This is a genomic window from Amycolatopsis sp. Poz14 (genome assembly GCF_006704225.1).
Classification (GTDB): Bacteria; Actinomycetota; Actinomycetes; order Mycobacteriales; family Pseudonocardiaceae; genus Amycolatopsis; species Amycolatopsis nivea.
Genome location: NZ_JACLHD010000001.1, coordinates 2,660,701 through 2,678,658 on the forward strand (window position 1 = coordinate 2,660,701; position 17,958 = coordinate 2,678,658).

Below are 17,958 nucleotides of genomic sequence, written 5' to 3' on the forward strand. Positions count from 1 at the left end.
GGAAAGTGTCAGAGGTACGTCCTAGCTCCGCCTTCCTCCCCTCCACCACCCTCAACGGAGTGGCGTTGCCACGCAGTATCGTCTGCTGCGTGGTGAGAAAAGATGGCAGGAACGACGACCAGCTCCGCGAAGTGAAGCTCACCCGCGGGTTCCAGAAGTGGCCTGCCGGGTCGGTGCTCGTCGAGTTCGGCAACACCAGGGTGCTGTGCGCGGCGAGCGTGACCGAGGGCGTGCCGCGCTGGCGGGCCGGGTCCGGTCTCGGCTGGGTGACCGCGGAGTACGCGATGCTCCCGTCCGCGACCAACACCCGCAGCGACCGCGAAGCGGTCAAGGGCCGGATCGGCGGGCGGACGCACGAGATCTCCCGGCTGATCGGCCGCTCCTTGCGCGCGTGCATCGACCTGGCCGCGCTCGGCGAGAACACGATCGTCATCGACTGCGACGTGATCCAGGCGGACGGCGGCACCCGCACCGCCGCGGTCACCGGCGGGTACGTGGCCCTGGCGGACGCGATCACCTGGCTGGGCGCGGCGAACCGGCTCAATGACCCGCAGCCGCTGTCGTCCTCGGTGGCGGCGGTCAGCGTCGGCGTCGTGGACGGCCGGGTGCGCCTCGACCTGCCGTACGAGGAGGATTCGCGCGCCGAGGTCGACATGAACGTGGTCGCCACCGACGCCGGAACCCTCATAGAGGTCCAGGGCACCGGCGAGGGAGCCACCTTCGCGCGGTCCACTTTGGACACCATGCTCGACCTGGCGCTGGGCGGCTGCGCGGAACTGACCCGGCTGCAGAACGAAGCGCTGGCGCTGCCGTACCCGGGCGAGCTGCCGGAACCGCGGCCGGACAAGAAGAAGGGCCAGAAGTGACCAAGCTGCTGCTGGCCACCCGGAACGCGAAGAAACTGGGCGAGCTGCGCCGGATCCTGGAGGCGGAAGGCATCCAGGGCATCGAGGTGCTCGGCCTGAACGACGTCGAGGAGTTCCCGGAAGCCCCGGAAACGGCTCCCGACTTCGAGGGCAACGCCGCGGCCAAAGCACGCGACGCCGTGGTCGCCACCGGATTGCCCGCCATCGCGGACGACTCGGGCCTGACTGTCGACGCGTTGAACGGCATGCCGGGCGTCCTGTCGGCCCGCTGGTCCGGCAAGCACGGCGACGACGAAGCGAACCTGAACCTGGTGCTGGCGCAGCTGACCGACACCCCGGACGAGCGCCGGGGCGCGGCCTTCGTCTGCGCCGCCGTACTGGCCCTTCCGTCCGGCGAGACCACCGTCGTCCGCGGCGACTGGCGCGGCACGCTGACGAGGGAAAAGCGCGGAACCAACGGTTTCGGCTACGACCCGATCTTCGTGCCGGAAAACGAAACGAAAACCAGCGCGGAACTGGCCCCGGCGGAAAAAGACGCCGTTTCGCACCGCGGGAAAGCGTTGCGCGCACTTCTGCCGGCCTTGCGGAAACTGGCCGACGCATAACCGCCGGGTCCGTCCCGGAGCCGCGCTGGTGGCTCCGGGATGGGACTCGGGCTAGTCTCGGCAAGCATGTGCGCCCATATCGTCCTTGCCGAAGACGATCCGAAACAAGCGGAACTGGTCCGCCGCTACCTCGAACACGAACAGCACACCGTGATCGTCGCGCCCACCGGCGAGGCCGCACTGGCGGAAATCCGCGCGGCGGAACCCGATCTCCTGATCCTGGACGTCATGCTCCCCGGCATGAACGGGCTGACCGTCTGCCGGACCATCCGGGCCTCCTCCGACCTGCCGATCCTCATGCTCACGGCCCGTTCGACCGAGGACGACCTGCTCCAGGGCCTCGACCTGGGCGCGGACGATTACGTCACCAAGCCCTACAGCCCGCGCGAACTCATGGCGCGGGTCCGGACGCTGCTCCGCAGAACGAACTCGGTGAAAGACGGTCCGCTCAAAGTCGGCACGCTGACCGTCGACAAGGAAAGGCACGAGGTCGCGGTAAGCGGAAACCCGATCGAAACGACGCCGGGGGAATTCCGGATCCTGGAGATCATGGCCGCTCGGCCGGACCAGGTTTTCACCAGGGCGCAACTCCTGGAACATCTGCACGGCTTCGACCGCTACATCACGCAGCGCGCCATTGACGTGCACGTCATGAACCTCCGGAAGAAAATCGAAGCCAATCCGAGAAAACCCGCGAAACTCCTGACGGTTTACGGCGTGGGCTACAAACTGACCGCGAAGTCCGATGCCCCGTAGCCTCCTCTTCCGCCTCTTCGCGGTAACCGCCGCCATCGCGGTGTGCGCCATCGCCGCCACCGCCTGGCTGGCCTCCCGGACCACTTCCGGTGCCATCGAACGGGAACAGGGCCAGCTCTTCGCCGACGACGGCACGATCTACCAGGCCCTCCTCTCGTACGCGGCCACCCATCCCACGTGGTCCGGCGCGGCCAAGACCATCAACGACTACGCGGAGAAAACCGGCCGCAAGATCGTCCTGACCACCCCGCAGGGCAAGCTGATCGCCAGTTCCGAACAAAACCCGGGCAAACTCCCGCCGCAGCCGTCCGCGGTCATCGATCCCTTGGCGGTCGACACCCGGCTGGGCATCAAATCCACCCCCGACCGCATCGACCCCGACGCGGTCGGCCCCTACCGGCTCCCCGCCGACGAACGCGAAGAACTGCAGGAAATCGCCGACAAGGTCCTGTCCTGCACTCAGCGCAGAACCGGCCTGGGCAGCCTGGAAATCTCCCCGAGCGGCCACCCCCGGGTGATCGCGCCCGCGGGCACCGCCCAATGCGGCACCGCTCTCCTGGAACGCCCCACCGAGACCGAGAGAGCCGCCCTGGACAAGCTGTCCGGCCTGATCGACGCCTGCCTCGGCCGGAACGACAGCACGATCCCGGTAGCCAAACTGGGTCTCTTGTGGACCTTCGACGGCCCCGTCGTCCAAGCCACCGACCAGACCATCACCAACTGCGTAACCTCGGCCCGCAAAGAGCAGCTGACTCCCTACGTCGCCCCCGCGGCCTGGCTCTACATCACCGAAAAGGGCACCGACCAGCCCCCGACCGGTTTCACCCTCTCCTCGGAAAACCGCACGAAGCTGATCGCCGTCACCGCCGCGATCCTGCTGCTGACGGTCATCGTCACCGCACTGGCGTCGATCCGCCTGATCCGCCCCCTCCGCGCGTTGACCGGCGCGGCCCAACGCCTCAAAGCAGGCGAGACGGGCGCCCGGGTCCGCGTCAAAGGCAAGGACGAGATCGCCCGCCTGGCCACCGCGTTCAACGAGATGGCGCGGGCGAGGGAAGAGCTGGAGAACGCCCGCAAGGCGATGGTCAGCGACGTCGCGCACGAACTGCGCACTCCGCTGTCCACGATCCGAGGCTGGCTGGAAGCGGCGCAAGACGGCATCAGCCAGCTCGACGACGACCTGGTCGCCTCCCTGCTGGAAGAAGCGGTCCACTTGCAACACATCGTGGACGACCTGCAAGACCTGGCTTTGGCCGACGCCGGTGCGCTGCGCGTCCACCCCGAACCCATCGACGCCAACACCCTGCTGACCCACTTGGCCGCCGCGCACGCCCCGCGCGCCGAATCCGCCGACGTCCGTCTTTCCGTCCCGCCCATGGAAAACCCGGCCATCACCGCGGATCCAGTGCGCTTGCGCCAAGCCCTGGACAACCTGGTCTCGAACGCCATCCGCCACACTCCGCCCGGCGGCTCGGTGACTGTCACCGCGAGGCAAGCCGAAAACGACGCGATTTTCGAAGTAACCGATACCGGAACCGGTATCGCCGCCGAAGATCTGCCCCGGGTTTTCGATCGTTTCTGGCGCGCGGATCCCTCCAGAAGCCGAGCGTCCGGCGGCAGCGGGCTAGGCCTGGCGATCGTCCGGAAATTAGCCGAAGCCCACGGCGGCGAAGTCACCGCCGCGAGCACGCCCGGGCGCGGCACCACCTTCACCCTCCGATTCCCTCGGGAGTAGCGCTGGCTGGCGGCTCTCGGCGATGCTGGCTGCGTGGAGTACGTGTCCCAGGTGCCGCGACCGCCGCTGGACGGGCTGATCGACGACCTCTACTACCTGGCGGGCACGCCACCGTACGCCCGGCTGACGCTGCCGCCGGCACCGTCGGCGCTGCTCATCGTCAACCTCGGGGCACCGTTCCGGATCCGCACCGGTCTCGAGACAGCCGAGTACGCCGACGGCTGCGTGATCACCATGCCCACCCGCGCCTACGAATTCGGCTATCCGCCCGGGACCCGCTCCGTCGGCGTGCACTTCAAACCGTGGGGGCTGGCTCCCTTCCTGCCGATGCCCGCCGCCGAACTGTGCGACCGGCCGGTGACGATTGAACAGGTCTGGGGCCGACCCGCCATCGCCGAACTGCGAGACCGCCTCGCCATGGCGACCGGCCCGCACGAAATGCTGGCGCTCCTCGAAGCCGAGCTGATGCGACGGCTGACCGAAACCACGGGGTTCGGCCTGGTCCGCCAGATGAGCAGCATCATCGCGGCCACTCGCGGCGCGGTGGCGATCGGCGGCCTGAGCGAGGCAGCCGGGGTCAGCAGCACCCACCTGGCACAGCGGTTCAAGGCACTCGTCGGCGTCACCCCGAAACGGCTGGCCCGCACGCACCGCTTCACCGCCGCCGTGTTCGCGATCGATCCGGCAGGGCCGGTCGACTGGGGCGACCTGGCCGGTCACGCGGGCTACTTCGACCAGGCCCACTTCAGCCACGAGTTCCGGGAGTTCACCGGGTTCACGCCGACCCGGTACCTCGAAGTCCGGCGGCGGTTCCTGCGCGAACATCCCGGCCACATCCTGGACGGCTGGCCGCTGCCCGCCGATTGATTTCTTACAAGAGCGACCGCGCGCGACCCGCTAATTTGGGGCCATCCGAAGCAGAGGAGAACCCCCGTGGGCAAGGTCGTCATGTACAGCTCGGTGTCGGCGGACGGCTTCGTCGCCGGCGAAAACGACCAGCCCGGTCCGCTGTTCGACTGGCTGACCAGCGGCGACGTCCCGCTGGACGAGAGCGGCGTGCTGAAGGTGTCGCAGGCCTCGTACGACTACACCCGCGCGTACTGGGACCAGATCGGGGTGACCGTCGCGGGCCGCCATGTCTTCGACCTGACCGACGGCTGGGACGGAAAACCGCCGAGCGGAATCGACCACGTGGTCGTCGTGACCCACCGCCCAGCGCCCGAAGGCTGGGACGCAGAAGCGCCGTTCCACTTCGTCGACGGCGTCAAGGCAGCCGTGGCCAAAGCGCAAGAGCTGGCAGGCGACCGCATCGTGGAGATCGCCGCAGGCGACGTCGGCGGCCAAGCGTTAGCCGCGGGCCTGGTTGACGAGGTGCGCATGGACGTGGTGCCAGTGGTTTTCGGATCCGGCAAACGCTACTTCGGCTCAGTCAACGCACAGCACCTGCTGCAGAACCCCGACGTGGTCCAGGGCGACCGGGTGCTTCACCTGCGCTATCCGGTGCGTCGCTGACCGATCGCGCGGAGAGGCCAGCCCGGCCTCTCCGCGCTTCGGGAACCCAATCAGGCGGAGATCCCCAGATCCCGGATCAACTTCGCCACGTGCCCGGTCGCCCGCACGTTGTAGGCGGCCTTGGCGATCTTCCCCTCCGCGTCCACGATGAACGTGGACCGGATCACGCCCTGCACGATCCTCCCGTAATTCTTCTTCTCCCCGAACGCTCCCCACGCGGAGAGCACTTCCTTGTCCACATCGGACAGCAGCGGGAACGTCAGCTTCTCCGCCTCGGCGAATTTGGCCAGCTTCTCCGGCTTGTCCGGCGAAATCCCCAGCACCTGGTACCCCGCGTCGTTCAGCTCCGCGAGGTTGTCCCGGAAATCGCAAGCCTGCTTGGTGCATCCCGGCGTGCTCGCGGCCGGGTAGAAGTACACCACCACGGCCTGGCCGCGGAAGTCGCTGAGCGAGACGTTCTTGCCGGTGCTGTCCGGCAGGGTGAATCCGGGCGCTTCGTCGCCCACGGCAAGTCGCTGGTCGGTCATGGGGACGAGAGTAATTCAGGCGTCTCCGCAATACGTGACGACGGCGGGCTCGCCCGTGCTCGGCCGCACCTGCACGGCCATCCGAGCACTCTCCGCCGGCACCGCGAAAGCCAGCGTGACCTGCGTAGACCGGCCCGGCATCAGGTCCTTGCCCGCGTCGGAAACGCCGCCGAGCCCCTGCGTGGCGTCCACGACCTGCTTCGCCGGCTTCCCGGCGACCGTCGCGGTGACCGAGAGCGCGGAAACGCGGTACGGGTCGGTGCCGTTGTTCGTGACCTGGATGTAGAACGCCGCCGCGCGGGCGCTGCGGGGATACGCCGCCGGGCTCGGCTGGAAGGACTGCGGGGCCGACAGCGAGACCGTGATCCCGCTGGCGAAGCGGTGGTTGGCGCCGAACTGCAGGTCGCCGGAGGCTTGCGCGGCCGCGGGCTGCGCCGCCGGGTTGCCGACGCCCATCGCGGCGGAGCCTTCCCGAGCGTTGACGCCGCCGCAGGCTGCCACGGAGAACAGCAGGCAGGCGGTCAACAGCAGCTTCGGGGTGCGCGGGGGCGCCATCGCGGGGGTACTCCAGTCGGGGTGGGGCGGTGTGCCGTTCGGCGTAGTTGCCGGGCGGACCCGCTCCACTCTGGCGGCACTAATGCCGCCACGGTGCGGAAGACGCGGACCTGGTGTACACCCGTGGCCGATCCGTGATCGAAAGAGCACACCGGGTGACAGTCGTCACCCCGATGTCAACGGCCGGAGGTCGGGATTCAGACCGCGAACGCGAACAACAGGATGAACACCGCGACTCCCGCGCCCCAGGCGACCATGAGCCAGCCGAAGTCGCGCACCGGGTCGACCGCGCGGCTTTCCTCGCCGGGGATGTACACGCCGCGGTTTTCGAACCAGTCCGCGCATTTGCGCAGGATCCGCAGCGGATTGCGTTCCGGCACCGCCCACACCTCCCCGATGTCCGGGCCCAGCCTACGGGTTCGCGGGGGTTTCGCGGCCGTCGAGCCCGGCGATGCGCACGGCGAGTTCGACGAACGAGCGGACCAGCGGCGGCGTCGAGTCCTCGCTCCAGGCGACCACGAGCCGGCTCGGCGGGCAGCCGGCCAGCGGGACCGTCGTGACGCCCTCGGGAAACGAGTGCACGAGCGGGGCCAACCCGACGGTTCCGTTCCACAGCACGGCTTGCAGGCATTCGTGCACCGTCCGCACGACCGGGCCGCCGGTGCCGCCGCCGCTCCAGAACGCCTGCCACTGCGGGTCGGTGCCGTCGGGAAACCGGAACCACGCCCGGTCGGCCAGCTCCTCCCGGCGCACCTCGGTGCGTCCGGCCAGCGGATCGTCCGCGCGCAGCACGACGCCCATCGGGTCGGAACGCAGCACGCGCGTGCGGATTCCGGTGGTGTCGAACGGAATCCGGGTGAGCGCGACGTCCACGAGCCCGGCGCGCAGGCCGGTGGTCGGGTCGGTGAGATCGGCCTCGCGGACGCTGATCCGCACGCCCGGATGCCGTTCGCGGAACTCGCCGGCGAGCCGGATCCCGACCGGTTCCGAGCTGTCGGCGAGGGTGCCGAGCCTGAGCGTTCCCGGCCCGGCCGCGGCGGCGACCCGCGCGCGGACCTGGTCGGCTCCCGCGAGCAGGGTGCGGGCCTCGTCGTAGAGCGCGGTCCCGGCGGCGGTGAGCGCGACCCCGGACGGCGAACGCTCCAGCAGGATCGCGCCGAGGTCGGTTTCGAGCTGTTTGATCGCGCGGCTCAGCGGCGGCTGGGTCATGTGCAGCCGCGCCGCCGCCCGGCCGAAGTGGCGTTCCTCGGCGACCGCGACGAAGTACCGGAGCGAACGGAGATCCACAACCAGCGACAATACCCTTGCGGTATCGGAAAAAGCGGATCGGTCTTGGACACCGCGCGGGCGCGGCGCTGGACTGGAACGGTCCCTGATCCCGCGCTTTCCGAGGAGCCCCCGGCGATGGCCGACTACCCGTATCCCGATCCCGTCGTGCAGACCTCCCAGGTGCGCGAACTCGCCCGCGACCTCGTCGTGGTCCCGAACCAGGGCGTGCAGCTGGTGCCGAACGTCGGCGTCATCGGCGGGACGCATTCCGTGCTCGTCGTCGAGACCGGCATGGGGCCGCGCAACGCGGAAACCGTGCTGAAGTTCGCGACCGAGTACGCGCGCGGCCGCCGGATTTACTTGACCACCACGCATTTCCACCCCGAGCACGCGTTCGGCGCGCAGACCTTCGCCGGAGCCGCGACCTACCTGGTCAACCGCGCGCAGGCGACCGACCTCGCCGCGAAAGGCCCGGGCTACCTGCGGATGTTCAGCGGGCTGGGGGAGCCGGTCGCGCGGCAGCTCGAGGGGGTCGAACTGCCGGCCCCGGACGTCGTCTACGACTCGGCGCACGACCTCGACCTCGGCGGCCGCGTCGTGCAGCTGCGTGCCACCGGTCGCGCGCACAGCAAGGGCGACCAGGTCGTCACGGTCCCGGACGCGGGCGTCCTGTTCACCGGCGACCTCGCCGAGACCGGCCAGTTCGCGATCTTCCCGTGGTTCCCGCCGCACGACACCGACGTGTCCGGGATCCGCTGGATCGAGGTCATGCGGAAGCTTTCGCAGCAGCGTCCGGACATCGTCGTGCCCGGCCACGGGGACATCAGCGGTCCGGAACTGCTCGACGACCTACGGGTCTACCTCGAACTGCTGCGCGACGAGACCTGGCGCCGCCGCGATTCCGGGATGGCCGAGGCGACCGTGGTCGCGGAAGTGCGGGAGGAGCTGATCAAGCGGCATCCGGAATGGGAAGGCCGCGAGTGGATCGACACCGCGGTGGCTTGCCTGTGCGCGGAGCACGTCAGTCACGCTTGAGCAGCGGCCCGAGGGTCGTCACGATGGCCTGCCGGGTCGCCTCGGCGCGCTGTTCGGGGGTCAGTTCGTCGGAGCGGTCCAGCATCGCCTGCGACGCTCCGCGCACCGCACCGGCGAACGCTCCGGTCAACGTGCGGGCGGTGAGGTCGTCGAGCTCGTCGGGGAAGGCTTCGGCGAGGATTCCGGCGATCCGCCGCTCGGCGTTGAACTGGATTTGCAGCGCCCGGCCCTGCACAGCGGGCACGGTTTGGAACAGCCGCATCCGCAACGGGGTCAGCTTGCCGACGATGTCGTCGCTGACCTCGCCGCCGTCGGCGAGGACGCGGACCAGCAGGTCGATCGGCCGGTCGTCCGGGGCGCGGTTCGAGAGGGCCTCGAGCAACGCCTGCACCCGGCTCTCGGCGTCGGGGAACAGCAGTTCTTCCTTGCTGGCGAAGTAGCTGAAGAACGTGCGCGTGCCGATCTCGGCGGCGGCGGCGATGTCGGCGATGGTCGTCTCGTCGTAGCCGTTGCGCTCGAAAAGATCCGTGGCCGCGTCGATCAGGGCCTGGCGGGTGCGGGCGCGCTTGCGTTCACGGAGCGACATGGCGCGAGCATACGGCACCGAGTGCAAAACAGCACTCATTGCAAATATGCACTGAGTGCGGTTACCTTGGGGTGCATGATTCGTGACGTGCTCGTGTGCGGTGCCGGGATTGCCGGTTCAACGCTCGCCTTTTGGTTGGCGCGCAACGGTTTCCGGCCGACGATGGTGGAACGGGCGGCTGGTCAGCGCAGCAGCGGCAACCCGGTGGACGTCCGCGCGGGCGCGATGGAGGTGGCCGACGCGATGGGTGTCGTGCCGCGGTTGCGAGAGGTCGCGACGCACGCGAAGCGGCTGCGGGTGCTCAACGCGCGCGGGCGTTCGGTGACCACGGTGCGGATGGCGGTGCGCAAGGAGATCGAGGTCCCGCGAGCCGACCTCGCCTCCGCGCTGTACGAATCGGCGCGCGCCGACGCGGAGATTCTCTTCGGGGACACCATCACCGCGTTGCAGCAGGACGACGGCGGGGTCGACGTCACCTTCGAGCACGCTGCTCCGCGCCGGTTCGACCTGGTGATCGGCGCGGACGGTGTGCACTCGGCGGTGCGGCGGCTGGTGTTCGGCGCTGAGGAGAAGTTCGTCCGGCACGCGGGGCTGTACGTCGGGACGGTGTCGCTCGGCGAGGCGTCGGACTATCCGGAGGACGTGGTCATGCTGAACAGCCCGGGCAGGCTCGTGGCGATCCATCCGGTGCGGGGGAATTCCGGGGTCGCGTTCATCTTCCGCGCGCCGGATCCCGGGCAGGGCAAGGAAATCGTGTCCACGGCTTATCGCGGGCTCGGCTGGCGAGTCCCGGAGCTGGTGGCCCGCTTCGAAGCCGCCGACGACGTGTTCTTCGACGCGGTCGCCGTCGTCGACCCGCCGACGTGGCACCGCGGCCGGGTCGCGCTGGTCGGCGATGCCGCCTCGTGCGTCTCGCTGCTCGGCGACGGTTCCAGTCTCGCGATCGTCGGGGCGCACACCCTCGCCGCGGCGCTCGCTGACGGCACCCCCGCCGAGGCGTTCGCGCGCTACGAGGCGACCCATCGAGCGCGCGTGAAGCCCAAGCAGCGCGGGGTCGGGACGGCGGCATCGGTGCTGGTCCCGCGCACGAAACGGGGGCTTGCGGTCCGCAACCTCGCCGCCCGGCTGCTGCCCGGCTGAGACTGGCCAAAAGAATTCCTTGACACGAATATTCGACGTAGTGAATACTTCAGTGCATGGACGGGATCGCCTCAGCACTCGCAGACACCACCAGGTGGCAGCTGGTCGCACTGCTCGCGGAACGGCCGCGGTCGGTCGGCGAGCTGGCTGAGCTGACCGGGCTGCGGCAGCCGCAGACGACCAAGCACCTGCAGACCCTCGCTCGCGCCGGCCTGGTCACCATGGCCCCGCTCGGGCAACGGCGGGTCTACGCGGCCGAAGCGGCTCCGCTGCGGGAGTTCGCGGACCAGCTCCAGAAGCTGGCCGTGACGATCGAGGCGCATGCGGGGGAGCGCGACGTGCTGGACCGCTACCGCGCCGCGATCGAGGCCGACACCGCGGCCGCGAACCGGGATCGCTGGGCCGACGGCCGCGCGTTCTCCTTCGAACGCGTGCTGCCGGTGCCGCCGGAAACGGTCTGGCGGTACTGGACGGACGCCGGGCTGCTGGCGTCGTGGTGGGTCCCGCCGTCCCTGACTGTCACCGAGTGTGTCCTCGAACCGGAGCCGGGCGGGCGCGTCGTTCTCGCCTACCGCGACGCCGAAGGCACTTACCGCTCGGAAGGGCAGGTCCGGACCGCTCGCGAAACCGAGCGGCTCGAGTTCGACCTGTCGGTGCTGGACGCGGCCGGAGCCGTCGCGTTCAGCGGCCACTACGACCTCGCCCTCGCCCCCGCGGCGAACGGCGGCACCCGGCTGCGGCTGGGTCTGGAGATCAGCGCAACGACGGTCGAAGCCGTGTCCGCCATCGCCGGAATCGAAACCGGCTGGGGACAGGTCCTCGACCACCTCACCGAGGTCATCACCCGAAAGGACATCCAGCCATGACCGAGCGTCGCGTCACCGCCAACCTCGCCCTGACCCTCGACGGCCGCTACCACGGTCCGGAAGGCCCCGGCGACATGAGCGCGATCATCCCGTACGTCACCACCGAAACCGCCCGCAACCAGATGTCCCGCATCTGGGAGAACGCGACGACCGCGCTGCTCGGCCGCCGCAACGCGGAAGGCTTCCTCGGCTTCTGGCCGACCGTCGCCGCCGACGAGAACGCCGACCCGCGCGACCGCGGCTACGCGAAATGGTTGGTGGACACGGAAAAGGTGGTCCTGTCGAGCACGCTCACCGAGTCGCCGTGGGAGCGCACGCGCATCGTGAACGCGCCCGCCGCCGAGGTCGTCGCCTCGCTCAAGGCCGACGGCGAGGGCGACATCCTGGTCAACAGCAGCGTCAGCGTGATCAAGGCGCTGCTGGCCGAGGACCTGGTCGACCGCATGTACCTGACCATCTGCCCGCAGATCGCCGGCGGCGGCCCGCGCCTGTTCGACGACGGCCTGCCGGGTACCAAGTGGACAGTCGCGCACCAGGAGACCGGCGACCTCGGCGAAGTGGCCCTGGTTTACGACCGCGTGCGCTGAGCGGCTTGACCTTCACGCATACGGCAATGTTTAGCGTCGATTTCATGAGTGAAGGACAGTTTGCCGGCAAGGCCGTGATCGTCACCGGCGGCGGAACGGGCATCGGACAGGTCACCGCACGCGAGTTCGCCCGGCGAGGCGCGGACGTCCTCGTCGTGGGCCGCACCGCGGATCGGCTCGCCGAAACCGCGGAGGGCTTCCCGCGGATCCGCCCGTTCGCCGCCGACATCACCTCGCCGGGTGCGGCGGAGGAGATTGTCGCTGCGGCACTTGCCGAATTCGGCCGGCTCGACGTGCTGGTGAACAACGCCGGCATCGTCGAACCGGCCGCGCTGGGCGAAATCAAGCCCGGAGCGTTCGACGGAGTAGTCGCGACGAACCTGCTCGCGCCGGTCTACCTCGTGCAAGCCGCGATGCCGCACGTAAGCGCGGTGGTCAACGTGACGACCGCGATCGGCCAACGCGGCTGGCCGATGGCAGGCCGGGAGTTCTACGCGGCGACGAAAGCCGCACTGGAGTCGCTGACCCGAAGCTGGGCAGTGCAACTCGCCCCGCGAGGCATCCGCGTCACCGCGGTCGCCCCCGGCCCGGTCGCCACGGAGATCTACGCCCGCGAGGGCCTGACCGCCGAAGAAGCCCAAGCACAGCACGAAACCCTGCGCGAAATGGTGCCACTGCGCCGCCTCGCCCGGCCGGAAGAAGTCGCGCACTGGATCGTCGAGCTCGCGAGCCCCGGCGCCGACTACATCACCGGCGCGGTAATCCCCGTCGACGGCGGCGCAGTGATCGCTTAGCGGCGTACGCTCGGGTCGTGCGGATCGGAGAGCTGGCGAAAGCCACCGGCGTGACGACCAGGGCGCTGAGGTTCTACGAGGAGCAGGGCTTGCTGACCGCGGCCCGCTCCCACAACGGATACCGGCACTACGACGAGTCCGCGATCGAGCGGGTGGCGAACATCCGCTACCTGCTCGATTCCGGCCTGACGATGGAAGACATCCGGCCGTTGGGCTCATGCCTGCAGGGAGACTTGCCCTCGCGAAGGTTGTCCTCGAGCGCGGTGGCGCTGGTGGATCGGCGGTTGGCTGTTTTGGATGAGCGAATCGCGGCGTTGAGCCGGGCACGGGAGCGACTGTCGTCGCGAGCGAGTGCTGCGCGGGGCGAGGTTGGTTGCGATTGATGCGCTTGTAATGGCGCGGCCGGTGCCCTGGTTCGTGCCTGGCTCAGCCTTCCGGCGCCGTCGCGGTCTCCATCCACGCGAAGTAAGCCGCGGACCCGCGCGCCAGTTCGATCCCGGTGACCTCCGGCTTGTCCCACGGATGCTCGGAGATGATGTGTGCCTCGAGTTCGGCGTAGCGGACACCGGTCGTCTTGAACGTGACGACCCACTCTTCGCCCTCACCCGCCTCGCCGAGGTGCCAGAAGTACGACGACACCGGCCCGCGGACCTGTGCCGTCGCGGCGAGCCGGAGCGCGACCGCGCTCGACGCGATCCGCGCTGCCGATTCACGATCCGGAGTGGTCGTCATGACGAGCCGGTGGTCGGCCATGCCGGTCACCGTAGCCGCGGCGCAGCGTCTGACTTGCTGCATTTCTGCGGTACGCGATCGATGCGGACCATCGACCGGTCTCGTCGCGATGCTGGTCAGCGCGTGCGGGTGGGGCCGGAGAGACTCGAACTCTCACTGGCACGGACCTAAACCGTGTGCCTCTGCCAATTGGGCTACGGCCCCCAGGAACCAGGTGTGATCGTAGCGCGCGCCACGTTCGGGTTCGCTCGGCGTGGCCAGTCGTCGTCTCGCGGGGGTTGTCCTCTACCGTGGACCGCCTACAGTCCGACTGCGGCGAGGAGGGCACGTGGCTCGCGACCCCGAGACCATCGAGCGTGAGATCGAGCAGGCGAGGACCGCTTTGGCGGCGACCCTCGACCAGCTGGGCACGAAGGCCAATCCGCAGAAACTCGCCGAGCAGGCGAAGGACGGCGTGCGCGCGAAGCTCGACAACCCGAAGGTCAAGTACCCGCTGATCGGGGCTGGCGTGCTGGTGGCCGTGCTGCTGGTGCGGAAGCTGTTCCGCTGACGGATTCGCGTCGCAGACGGGCACGCCTCCGGTTACGCCGGGTGCTGCTTCGGTCGCGCGCGGACGGGTCGCCGAATACTGGCTGTTTCCGCCCTGGATGGCGGATGGACAGCGGTGATCGCTACGCCCGGTGAACTTCGTGAGAAGTGCCACTGAACCAGGGGTCACCTGTTTGGTGGTCCCTCACCTGGGTCGGTTGGGGGCATCACGTTCGCCGAATCGGGCTACCCCGCTGGGGTGACGCGGTGGTTTTTCGCCGCTGTGCTGGGCGTGGCCGATTGTTTGCGGGTGTGAACGGGTGATCCCGCTCGGCGGCAAGGTACCGGCGCTCAAAGGGCCCCTGAGGCGAGGGTGAAGCAGGGGTGCGTGCAGGCAAAACCAGGCCGCGCAAACGTGGCCTGAACGCGCTGGCAAACCCGGCCGCGACGCGGGAGCTGAACGAGCAGGCGAACCAGCCTGCGAAAGAGTTGAACGAGCAGGCAGATCAGCCTGTGAAAGAGCTGCGCGAGCGGGCAAACAGCCCCGCGAGAGAGCTGCGCGAGCGGGCGAACCGGCCCGCGAGAACCTAGCTGTACGCGCAGGCAAGCCGGTCCGTGAAGCGCGAGCTGAACGCCCAGGCGAACCGACCTGCGGAAACCTGAGCTGAACAACCAGGCAAACCGGTCGCGAAGACCCGAGCGGAACGTAGGCAAACCAGCCCGCGAGAACGCGAGCTGAACGAAGAGCTACTGCGAGATCAGGCGCGTGCGACCGGAGGCGTGGCCGACGCGCCCGCTGTCACACCGGGGCGGCTCGCTTCGTCCGGCTTGCGGTCTTCGACCTCTTTCGGGAGCTGCTTGCTCGGCGGCAGCGCTGGCTTGGCGGCCTTGTCCTTCTCCGCGGACGCCGACGCCGACGCGGCCGCAGGAGCAGCGGGAGCCTCGGGCTCGGAAGCCGCAGTCGCGTCCTTGGCCGCCTTGGCACCGCCCGACGGCGGGATTTCCAGCGGTTCGATGTCCGGCAGCGTCAGGCGGGCGGCCATGTACGCGCTGGTGAACTCCAGTGCGTTGCCGTTCAGCAGGTGCACGACCGTGGGTCGCTCGTTCGGGGCGAGCTTCTCCACGAGCTGGTCGGCCCGGTCGCGGGCGGCGATGATGCCCGGCGCCTTGCCGGTCAGCTCCTTGCCGCGGCCGCTGACGGTGATCGTCCAGTCGTCGTTGTCGTGCTTGTACGTCGCCGTGATCGTTTCCACCACTGCCTCACCCCTCTCGTCATCAGCATGCGTCACAGGTCGAGACCCGGCCACCGCAAACTCATGACGCGATTCCTGCTTGCCGGCCGCTGGCGCGACACTCAGTGTGTCTTTCTACCGTGTCATCGATACCGTAAGAAAACTCTGTGTCACAAGTAACGGGACGAGATGTGCGCTGAGTGACGACCGAATGGCCTAATGCACGGTCATCTTCACGTGCACGCTAGATCGCACGCTGTGACAACCCGGCCCACAGCAAATCCATGGCGTACTCGGTGGCCTTCTCGGGAGTCACCTCCGGGAAGCGCTCGCACCAGATGGCGAGCCGCTCGCAGGCTCCGACGACGAACTCGGCCGAGGCTTCGGCGCGCAGGGTGTCCTCGCTGTCGAAATAGCCGCTCATCAACGCGGTGATCAGGTCGGTCTGCTGCCGGCGAGTTTCTTCGATCTCGTCCGCGGCGGGGGTGCCGATGAGGGCCATCTCGTGCCGCAGCAGCGACCAGGCCTGGCGGCGTTCGCGGATGAAGACGAAGAACGCCAGCAAGCCGCGCCGCAGTGCCTCCTGTGCCGAGTCCGCGCCGACGATCGACTGCTCGGTGGCCTCTTGCAACGCCGACCGCGACTGCCGGATGCACGCCAGCAGCAGGCCCTCTTTCGAGTTGAAGTACTCGTACAGCATCGGCTTGGACACGCCGACCAGCTCGGCGATCTCGTCCATCGACGCCATCGCGTAGCCGCGCTCGCCGAAGACCTGCTCGGCGACCTCGATCATCTGCCGTTCCCGCTCGGCTCGGGGCATGCGCTTGCGCTTGGCGGTGGTCATGGAGCACACTCTACCGCCAGTAACCTACTCCGAGTAAGCTGGACTTCGGGTAACAGTTAACGGGAGGACGCATGGGCAACCGCACCGAGACCGGCGTGATCGTGGTCGGCACCGGGTTCTCCGGGCTCGGCATGGCGATTCAGCTGCGCAAGGACGGCCGCGACGACTTCGTGGTGCTCGAGAAGGCCCAGGACGTCGGCGGAACCTGGCGCGACAACAGCTACCCCGGTTGCGCGTGCGACATCCCGTCGCACATGTACTCCTTCTCCTTCGAGCAGAACCCCGGCTGGTCGCGCGCCTACTCGCCGCAGCCGGAGATCTACGAGTACATGCGCGGCGTCGCGGACAAGTACGACCTGCGCCGCTTCATCCGCTTCGGGCAGGAGATGACCGGCGCGCGCTGGGATGCCGAGGAGAACCGCTGGCACGTCAGCACCCGCGGCGGCGACGAGTTCGTGGCTCCGGCGCTGGTCGCGGGCGTCGGTGCGCTGCACCGGCCGATGATCCCGGACCTGCCGGGCATCGAGCGGTTCCAGGGGCGCGCGTTCCACTCCGCCGAGTGGGAGCACGACTTCGACTTCGCAGGCAAACGCGTCGCCGTCGTCGGCACCGGGGCCAGCGCGGTCCAGTTCGTGCCGAAGATCGCGCCGGAGGTCGCCGAGCTGACGCTGTTCCAGCGCACGCCGCCGTGGGTGATGCCGAAGGCCGACCGCGACATGCCGGGCTGGCTGCGCGGGCTGTTCCGCGCGGTGCCGCCGGTGCAGCGGCTGTACCGGAATTTCCTTTACTGGACCCTGGAAGCGCGCGCGATCGGCTTCAACGGCCAGCCGTGGATCATGAAGGTCGGGCAGCGGCTCGCGAAGAGCAACATCGACCGCGCGGTGTCGGATCCGGAGCTGCGCGCCAAGCTGACCCCGGACTACACCATGGGCTGCAAGCGCGTGCTCATCTCGAACGACTACTACCCGGCGCTGGCCCGCGACAACGTCGACGTGGTCACCGACGGCGTCGCCGAGGTGCGCGAGCACAGCATCGTCGACCGGGCGGGCGTCGAGCACGAGGTGGACGCGATCGTCTACGGCACCGGATTCCACGTGACCGACGCGTTCGACAGCCTGGAGATCGTCGGCCGCGACGGGCGCAATCTCGCGAAGGAGTGGGCGAGCGAAGGGATGCGGACGCATCTCGGGATCACCGTCAACGGCTTCCCGAACCTGTTCTTCCTCCTCGGGCCGAACACCGGGCTCGGCCACAACTCGGTCGTCTTCATGATCGAGGCGCAGATTTCCTATATCGCACAGGCGTTGCGGCTCGCCGGCGACCGGGCGCTGGACCCGCGCGAGGACGTGCAGGAGCGGTTCAACGCGCAGGTGCAGAACAAGCTCGAAAAGGGCATCTGGACCCAGGGCGGCTGCAAGAGCTGGTATCTCGACGCGAAGGGCGTGAACCGGACGCTGTGGCCGGGCTTCACCTGGCGGTACTGGCTCGACACCCGGACCGTCCGGCGGGACGACTACGAACTGCTCGGCTGAGGGTGGCACGAAGGGGACGTTCGCGGCGGGGGATGGAGCCGCGAAGGTCCCCCTCGTGGTCTCTGCGGTAGTCCACAGTGGACTACGGGTACGAGGGGAAGCTTTCGCGGCAGGGGAGGAGTCGCGAAAGCTCCCCTCGTGGTTTCAGGGCAGCGTTCAGCGCGGAGCGGCGCTCCACAGTGGACGCTGGCCGTGCGCGGGCAGCGTTGTCGTCGAGCGGAGAAGGAAAAGGAAGAGTACGAGGGGGACGTTCGCGG

Annotated in this window: 23 protein-coding genes and 1 tRNA gene; 15 read left to right on the forward strand and 9 right to left on the reverse strand. The window is 68.8% G+C overall.

The window, feature by feature from the left end:
* Positions 1-89 precede the first annotated feature (89 nt).
* From rph to FKO37_RS13185, 6 genes are all read left to right on the forward strand, one after another.
* Positions 90-866 carry a ribonuclease PH gene (rph, locus tag FKO37_RS13160; RefSeq protein ID WP_037815257.1) on the forward strand — a complete coding sequence of 259 codons (777 nt, stop codon included), beginning with the start codon at positions 90-92 and terminating at the stop codon, positions 864-866.
* Entirely contained in the window at positions 863-1,471 is a 609-nt protein-coding gene (rdgB, locus tag FKO37_RS13165; protein WP_037815256.1) for an RdgB/HAM1 family non-canonical purine NTP pyrophosphatase, read from the forward strand. Before rph ends, rdgB begins: the two co-directional genes overlap by 4 nt.
* Before the next feature lie 66 nt (positions 1,472-1,537).
* Complete coding sequence (locus FKO37_RS13170) at positions 1,538-2,227, forward strand: response regulator transcription factor (RefSeq protein ID WP_238604506.1); 690 nt, start codon at positions 1,538-1,540, stop codon at positions 2,225-2,227.
* On the forward strand, positions 2,217-3,962 hold the full coding sequence (locus FKO37_RS13175; RefSeq protein ID WP_134670090.1) for a cell wall metabolism sensor histidine kinase WalK: 1,746 nt from the start codon (positions 2,217-2,219) through the stop codon (positions 3,960-3,962). The genes FKO37_RS13170 and FKO37_RS13175 overlap by 11 nt, the downstream gene beginning before the upstream one ends.
* A gap of 51 nt (positions 3,963-4,013) precedes the next feature.
* Complete coding sequence (locus tag FKO37_RS13180) at positions 4,014-4,829, forward strand: AraC family transcriptional regulator (protein ID WP_238608260.1); 816 nt, start codon at positions 4,014-4,016, stop codon at positions 4,827-4,829.
* A gap of 66 nt (positions 4,830-4,895) precedes the next feature.
* Entirely contained in the window at positions 4,896-5,474 is a 579-nt protein-coding gene (locus FKO37_RS13185) for a dihydrofolate reductase family protein (RefSeq protein ID WP_238604507.1), read from the forward strand.
* A gap of 50 nt (positions 5,475-5,524) precedes the next feature.
* Here FKO37_RS13185 and bcp read toward each other — a convergent pair whose 3' ends face one another.
* From bcp to FKO37_RS13205, 4 genes are all read right to left on the reverse strand, one after another.
* Positions 5,525-6,001, reverse strand: a complete 477-nt coding sequence (bcp, locus tag FKO37_RS13190) for a thioredoxin-dependent thiol peroxidase (RefSeq protein ID WP_037815250.1) — start codon at positions 5,999-6,001, stop codon at positions 5,525-5,527.
* Between the two features lie 15 nt (positions 6,002-6,016).
* Entirely contained in the window at positions 6,017-6,556 is a 540-nt protein-coding gene (locus FKO37_RS13195) for a hypothetical protein (RefSeq protein WP_037815248.1), read from the reverse strand.
* A 197-nt stretch (positions 6,557-6,753) separates the two neighbouring features.
* A complete protein-coding gene (locus tag FKO37_RS13200) occupies positions 6,754-6,936 on the reverse strand; it encodes a hypothetical protein (protein WP_037358542.1) in 183 nt (60 codons plus the stop codon).
* 31 nt (positions 6,937-6,967) lie between these two features.
* Complete coding sequence (locus FKO37_RS13205; RefSeq protein ID WP_238604508.1) at positions 6,968-7,843, reverse strand: LysR family transcriptional regulator; 876 nt, start codon at positions 7,841-7,843, stop codon at positions 6,968-6,970.
* A 117-nt stretch (positions 7,844-7,960) separates the two neighbouring features.
* Here FKO37_RS13205 and FKO37_RS13210 point away from each other — a divergent pair, with 117 nt between their 5' ends.
* Positions 7,961-8,860 (forward strand): MBL fold metallo-hydrolase, encoded by a 900-nt coding sequence (locus FKO37_RS13210; RefSeq protein WP_134670096.1) that lies wholly within the window; start codon positions 7,961-7,963, stop codon positions 8,858-8,860.
* Here FKO37_RS13210 and FKO37_RS13215 read toward each other — a convergent pair.
* Positions 8,847-9,446, reverse strand: coding sequence for a TetR/AcrR family transcriptional regulator (locus FKO37_RS13215; RefSeq protein ID WP_238604509.1), 600 nt, complete (start codon positions 9,444-9,446; stop codon positions 8,847-8,849). The two genes, FKO37_RS13210 and FKO37_RS13215, sit on opposite strands and share 14 nt — an antisense overlap.
* Before the next feature lie 75 nt (positions 9,447-9,521).
* Here FKO37_RS13215 and FKO37_RS13220 point away from each other — a divergent pair, with 75 nt between their 5' ends.
* From FKO37_RS13220 to FKO37_RS13240, 5 genes are read left to right on the forward strand one after another with little or no spacing between them, the layout of a single operon-like run.
* Entirely contained in the window at positions 9,522-10,586 is a 1,065-nt protein-coding gene (locus tag FKO37_RS13220; RefSeq protein WP_238604510.1) for an FAD-dependent monooxygenase, read from the forward strand.
* A 56-nt stretch (positions 10,587-10,642) separates the two neighbouring features.
* Entirely contained in the window at positions 10,643-11,452 is an 810-nt protein-coding gene (locus FKO37_RS13225; protein ID WP_037815240.1) for a metalloregulator ArsR/SmtB family transcription factor, read from the forward strand.
* Positions 11,449-12,039: a dihydrofolate reductase family protein gene (locus tag FKO37_RS13230; RefSeq protein WP_238604511.1), complete on the forward strand. Its 591-nt coding sequence runs from the start codon at positions 11,449-11,451 to the stop codon at positions 12,037-12,039. The genes FKO37_RS13225 and FKO37_RS13230 overlap by 4 nt, the downstream gene beginning before the upstream one ends.
* A gap of 44 nt (positions 12,040-12,083) precedes the next feature.
* On the forward strand, positions 12,084-12,833 hold the full coding sequence (locus FKO37_RS13235) for an SDR family NAD(P)-dependent oxidoreductase (RefSeq protein WP_238604512.1): 750 nt from the start codon (positions 12,084-12,086) through the stop codon (positions 12,831-12,833).
* 17 nt (positions 12,834-12,850) lie between these two features.
* Complete coding sequence (locus FKO37_RS13240; RefSeq protein WP_037815234.1) at positions 12,851-13,216, forward strand: MerR family transcriptional regulator; 366 nt, start codon at positions 12,851-12,853, stop codon at positions 13,214-13,216.
* A gap of 43 nt (positions 13,217-13,259) precedes the next feature.
* Here the strand turns inward: FKO37_RS13240 and cutA are convergent, their stop codons facing one another.
* Positions 13,260-13,586 carry a divalent-cation tolerance protein CutA gene (cutA, locus tag FKO37_RS13245; RefSeq protein ID WP_238604513.1) on the reverse strand — a complete coding sequence of 109 codons (327 nt, stop codon included), beginning with the start codon at positions 13,584-13,586 and terminating at the stop codon, positions 13,260-13,262.
* 109 nt (positions 13,587-13,695) lie between these two features.
* Positions 13,696-13,769, reverse strand: a tRNA-Leu gene (locus tag FKO37_RS13250).
* Between the two features lie 124 nt (positions 13,770-13,893).
* Here FKO37_RS13250 and FKO37_RS13255 point away from each other — a divergent pair.
* Both FKO37_RS13255 and FKO37_RS13260 read left to right on the forward strand, forming a co-directional pair.
* Entirely contained in the window at positions 13,894-14,115 is a 222-nt protein-coding gene (locus tag FKO37_RS13255; RefSeq protein ID WP_037358573.1) for a DUF3618 domain-containing protein, read from the forward strand.
* Between the two features lie 362 nt (positions 14,116-14,477).
* Positions 14,478-14,684, forward strand: a complete 207-nt coding sequence (locus tag FKO37_RS13260; protein WP_238604514.1) for a hypothetical protein — start codon at positions 14,478-14,480, stop codon at positions 14,682-14,684.
* Positions 14,685-14,851: 167 nt separating this feature from the next.
* Here FKO37_RS13260 and FKO37_RS13265 read toward each other — a convergent pair whose 3' ends face one another.
* A complete protein-coding gene (locus tag FKO37_RS13265; RefSeq protein ID WP_238604515.1) occupies positions 14,852-15,349 on the reverse strand; it encodes a hypothetical protein in 498 nt (165 codons plus the stop codon).
* Positions 15,350-15,569: 220 nt separating this feature from the next.
* Complete coding sequence (locus tag FKO37_RS13270) at positions 15,570-16,169, reverse strand: TetR/AcrR family transcriptional regulator (RefSeq protein WP_037815230.1); 600 nt, start codon at positions 16,167-16,169, stop codon at positions 15,570-15,572.
* 71 nt (positions 16,170-16,240) lie between these two features.
* Here FKO37_RS13270 and FKO37_RS13275 point away from each other — a divergent pair, with 71 nt between their 5' ends.
* The gene (locus tag FKO37_RS13275; RefSeq protein ID WP_238604516.1) at positions 16,241-17,701 is read left to right on the forward strand and encodes an NAD(P)/FAD-dependent oxidoreductase; all 1,461 of its coding nucleotides are present in this window, start codon (positions 16,241-16,243) and stop codon (positions 17,699-17,701) included.
* Positions 17,702-17,958: the final 257 nt, after the last annotated feature.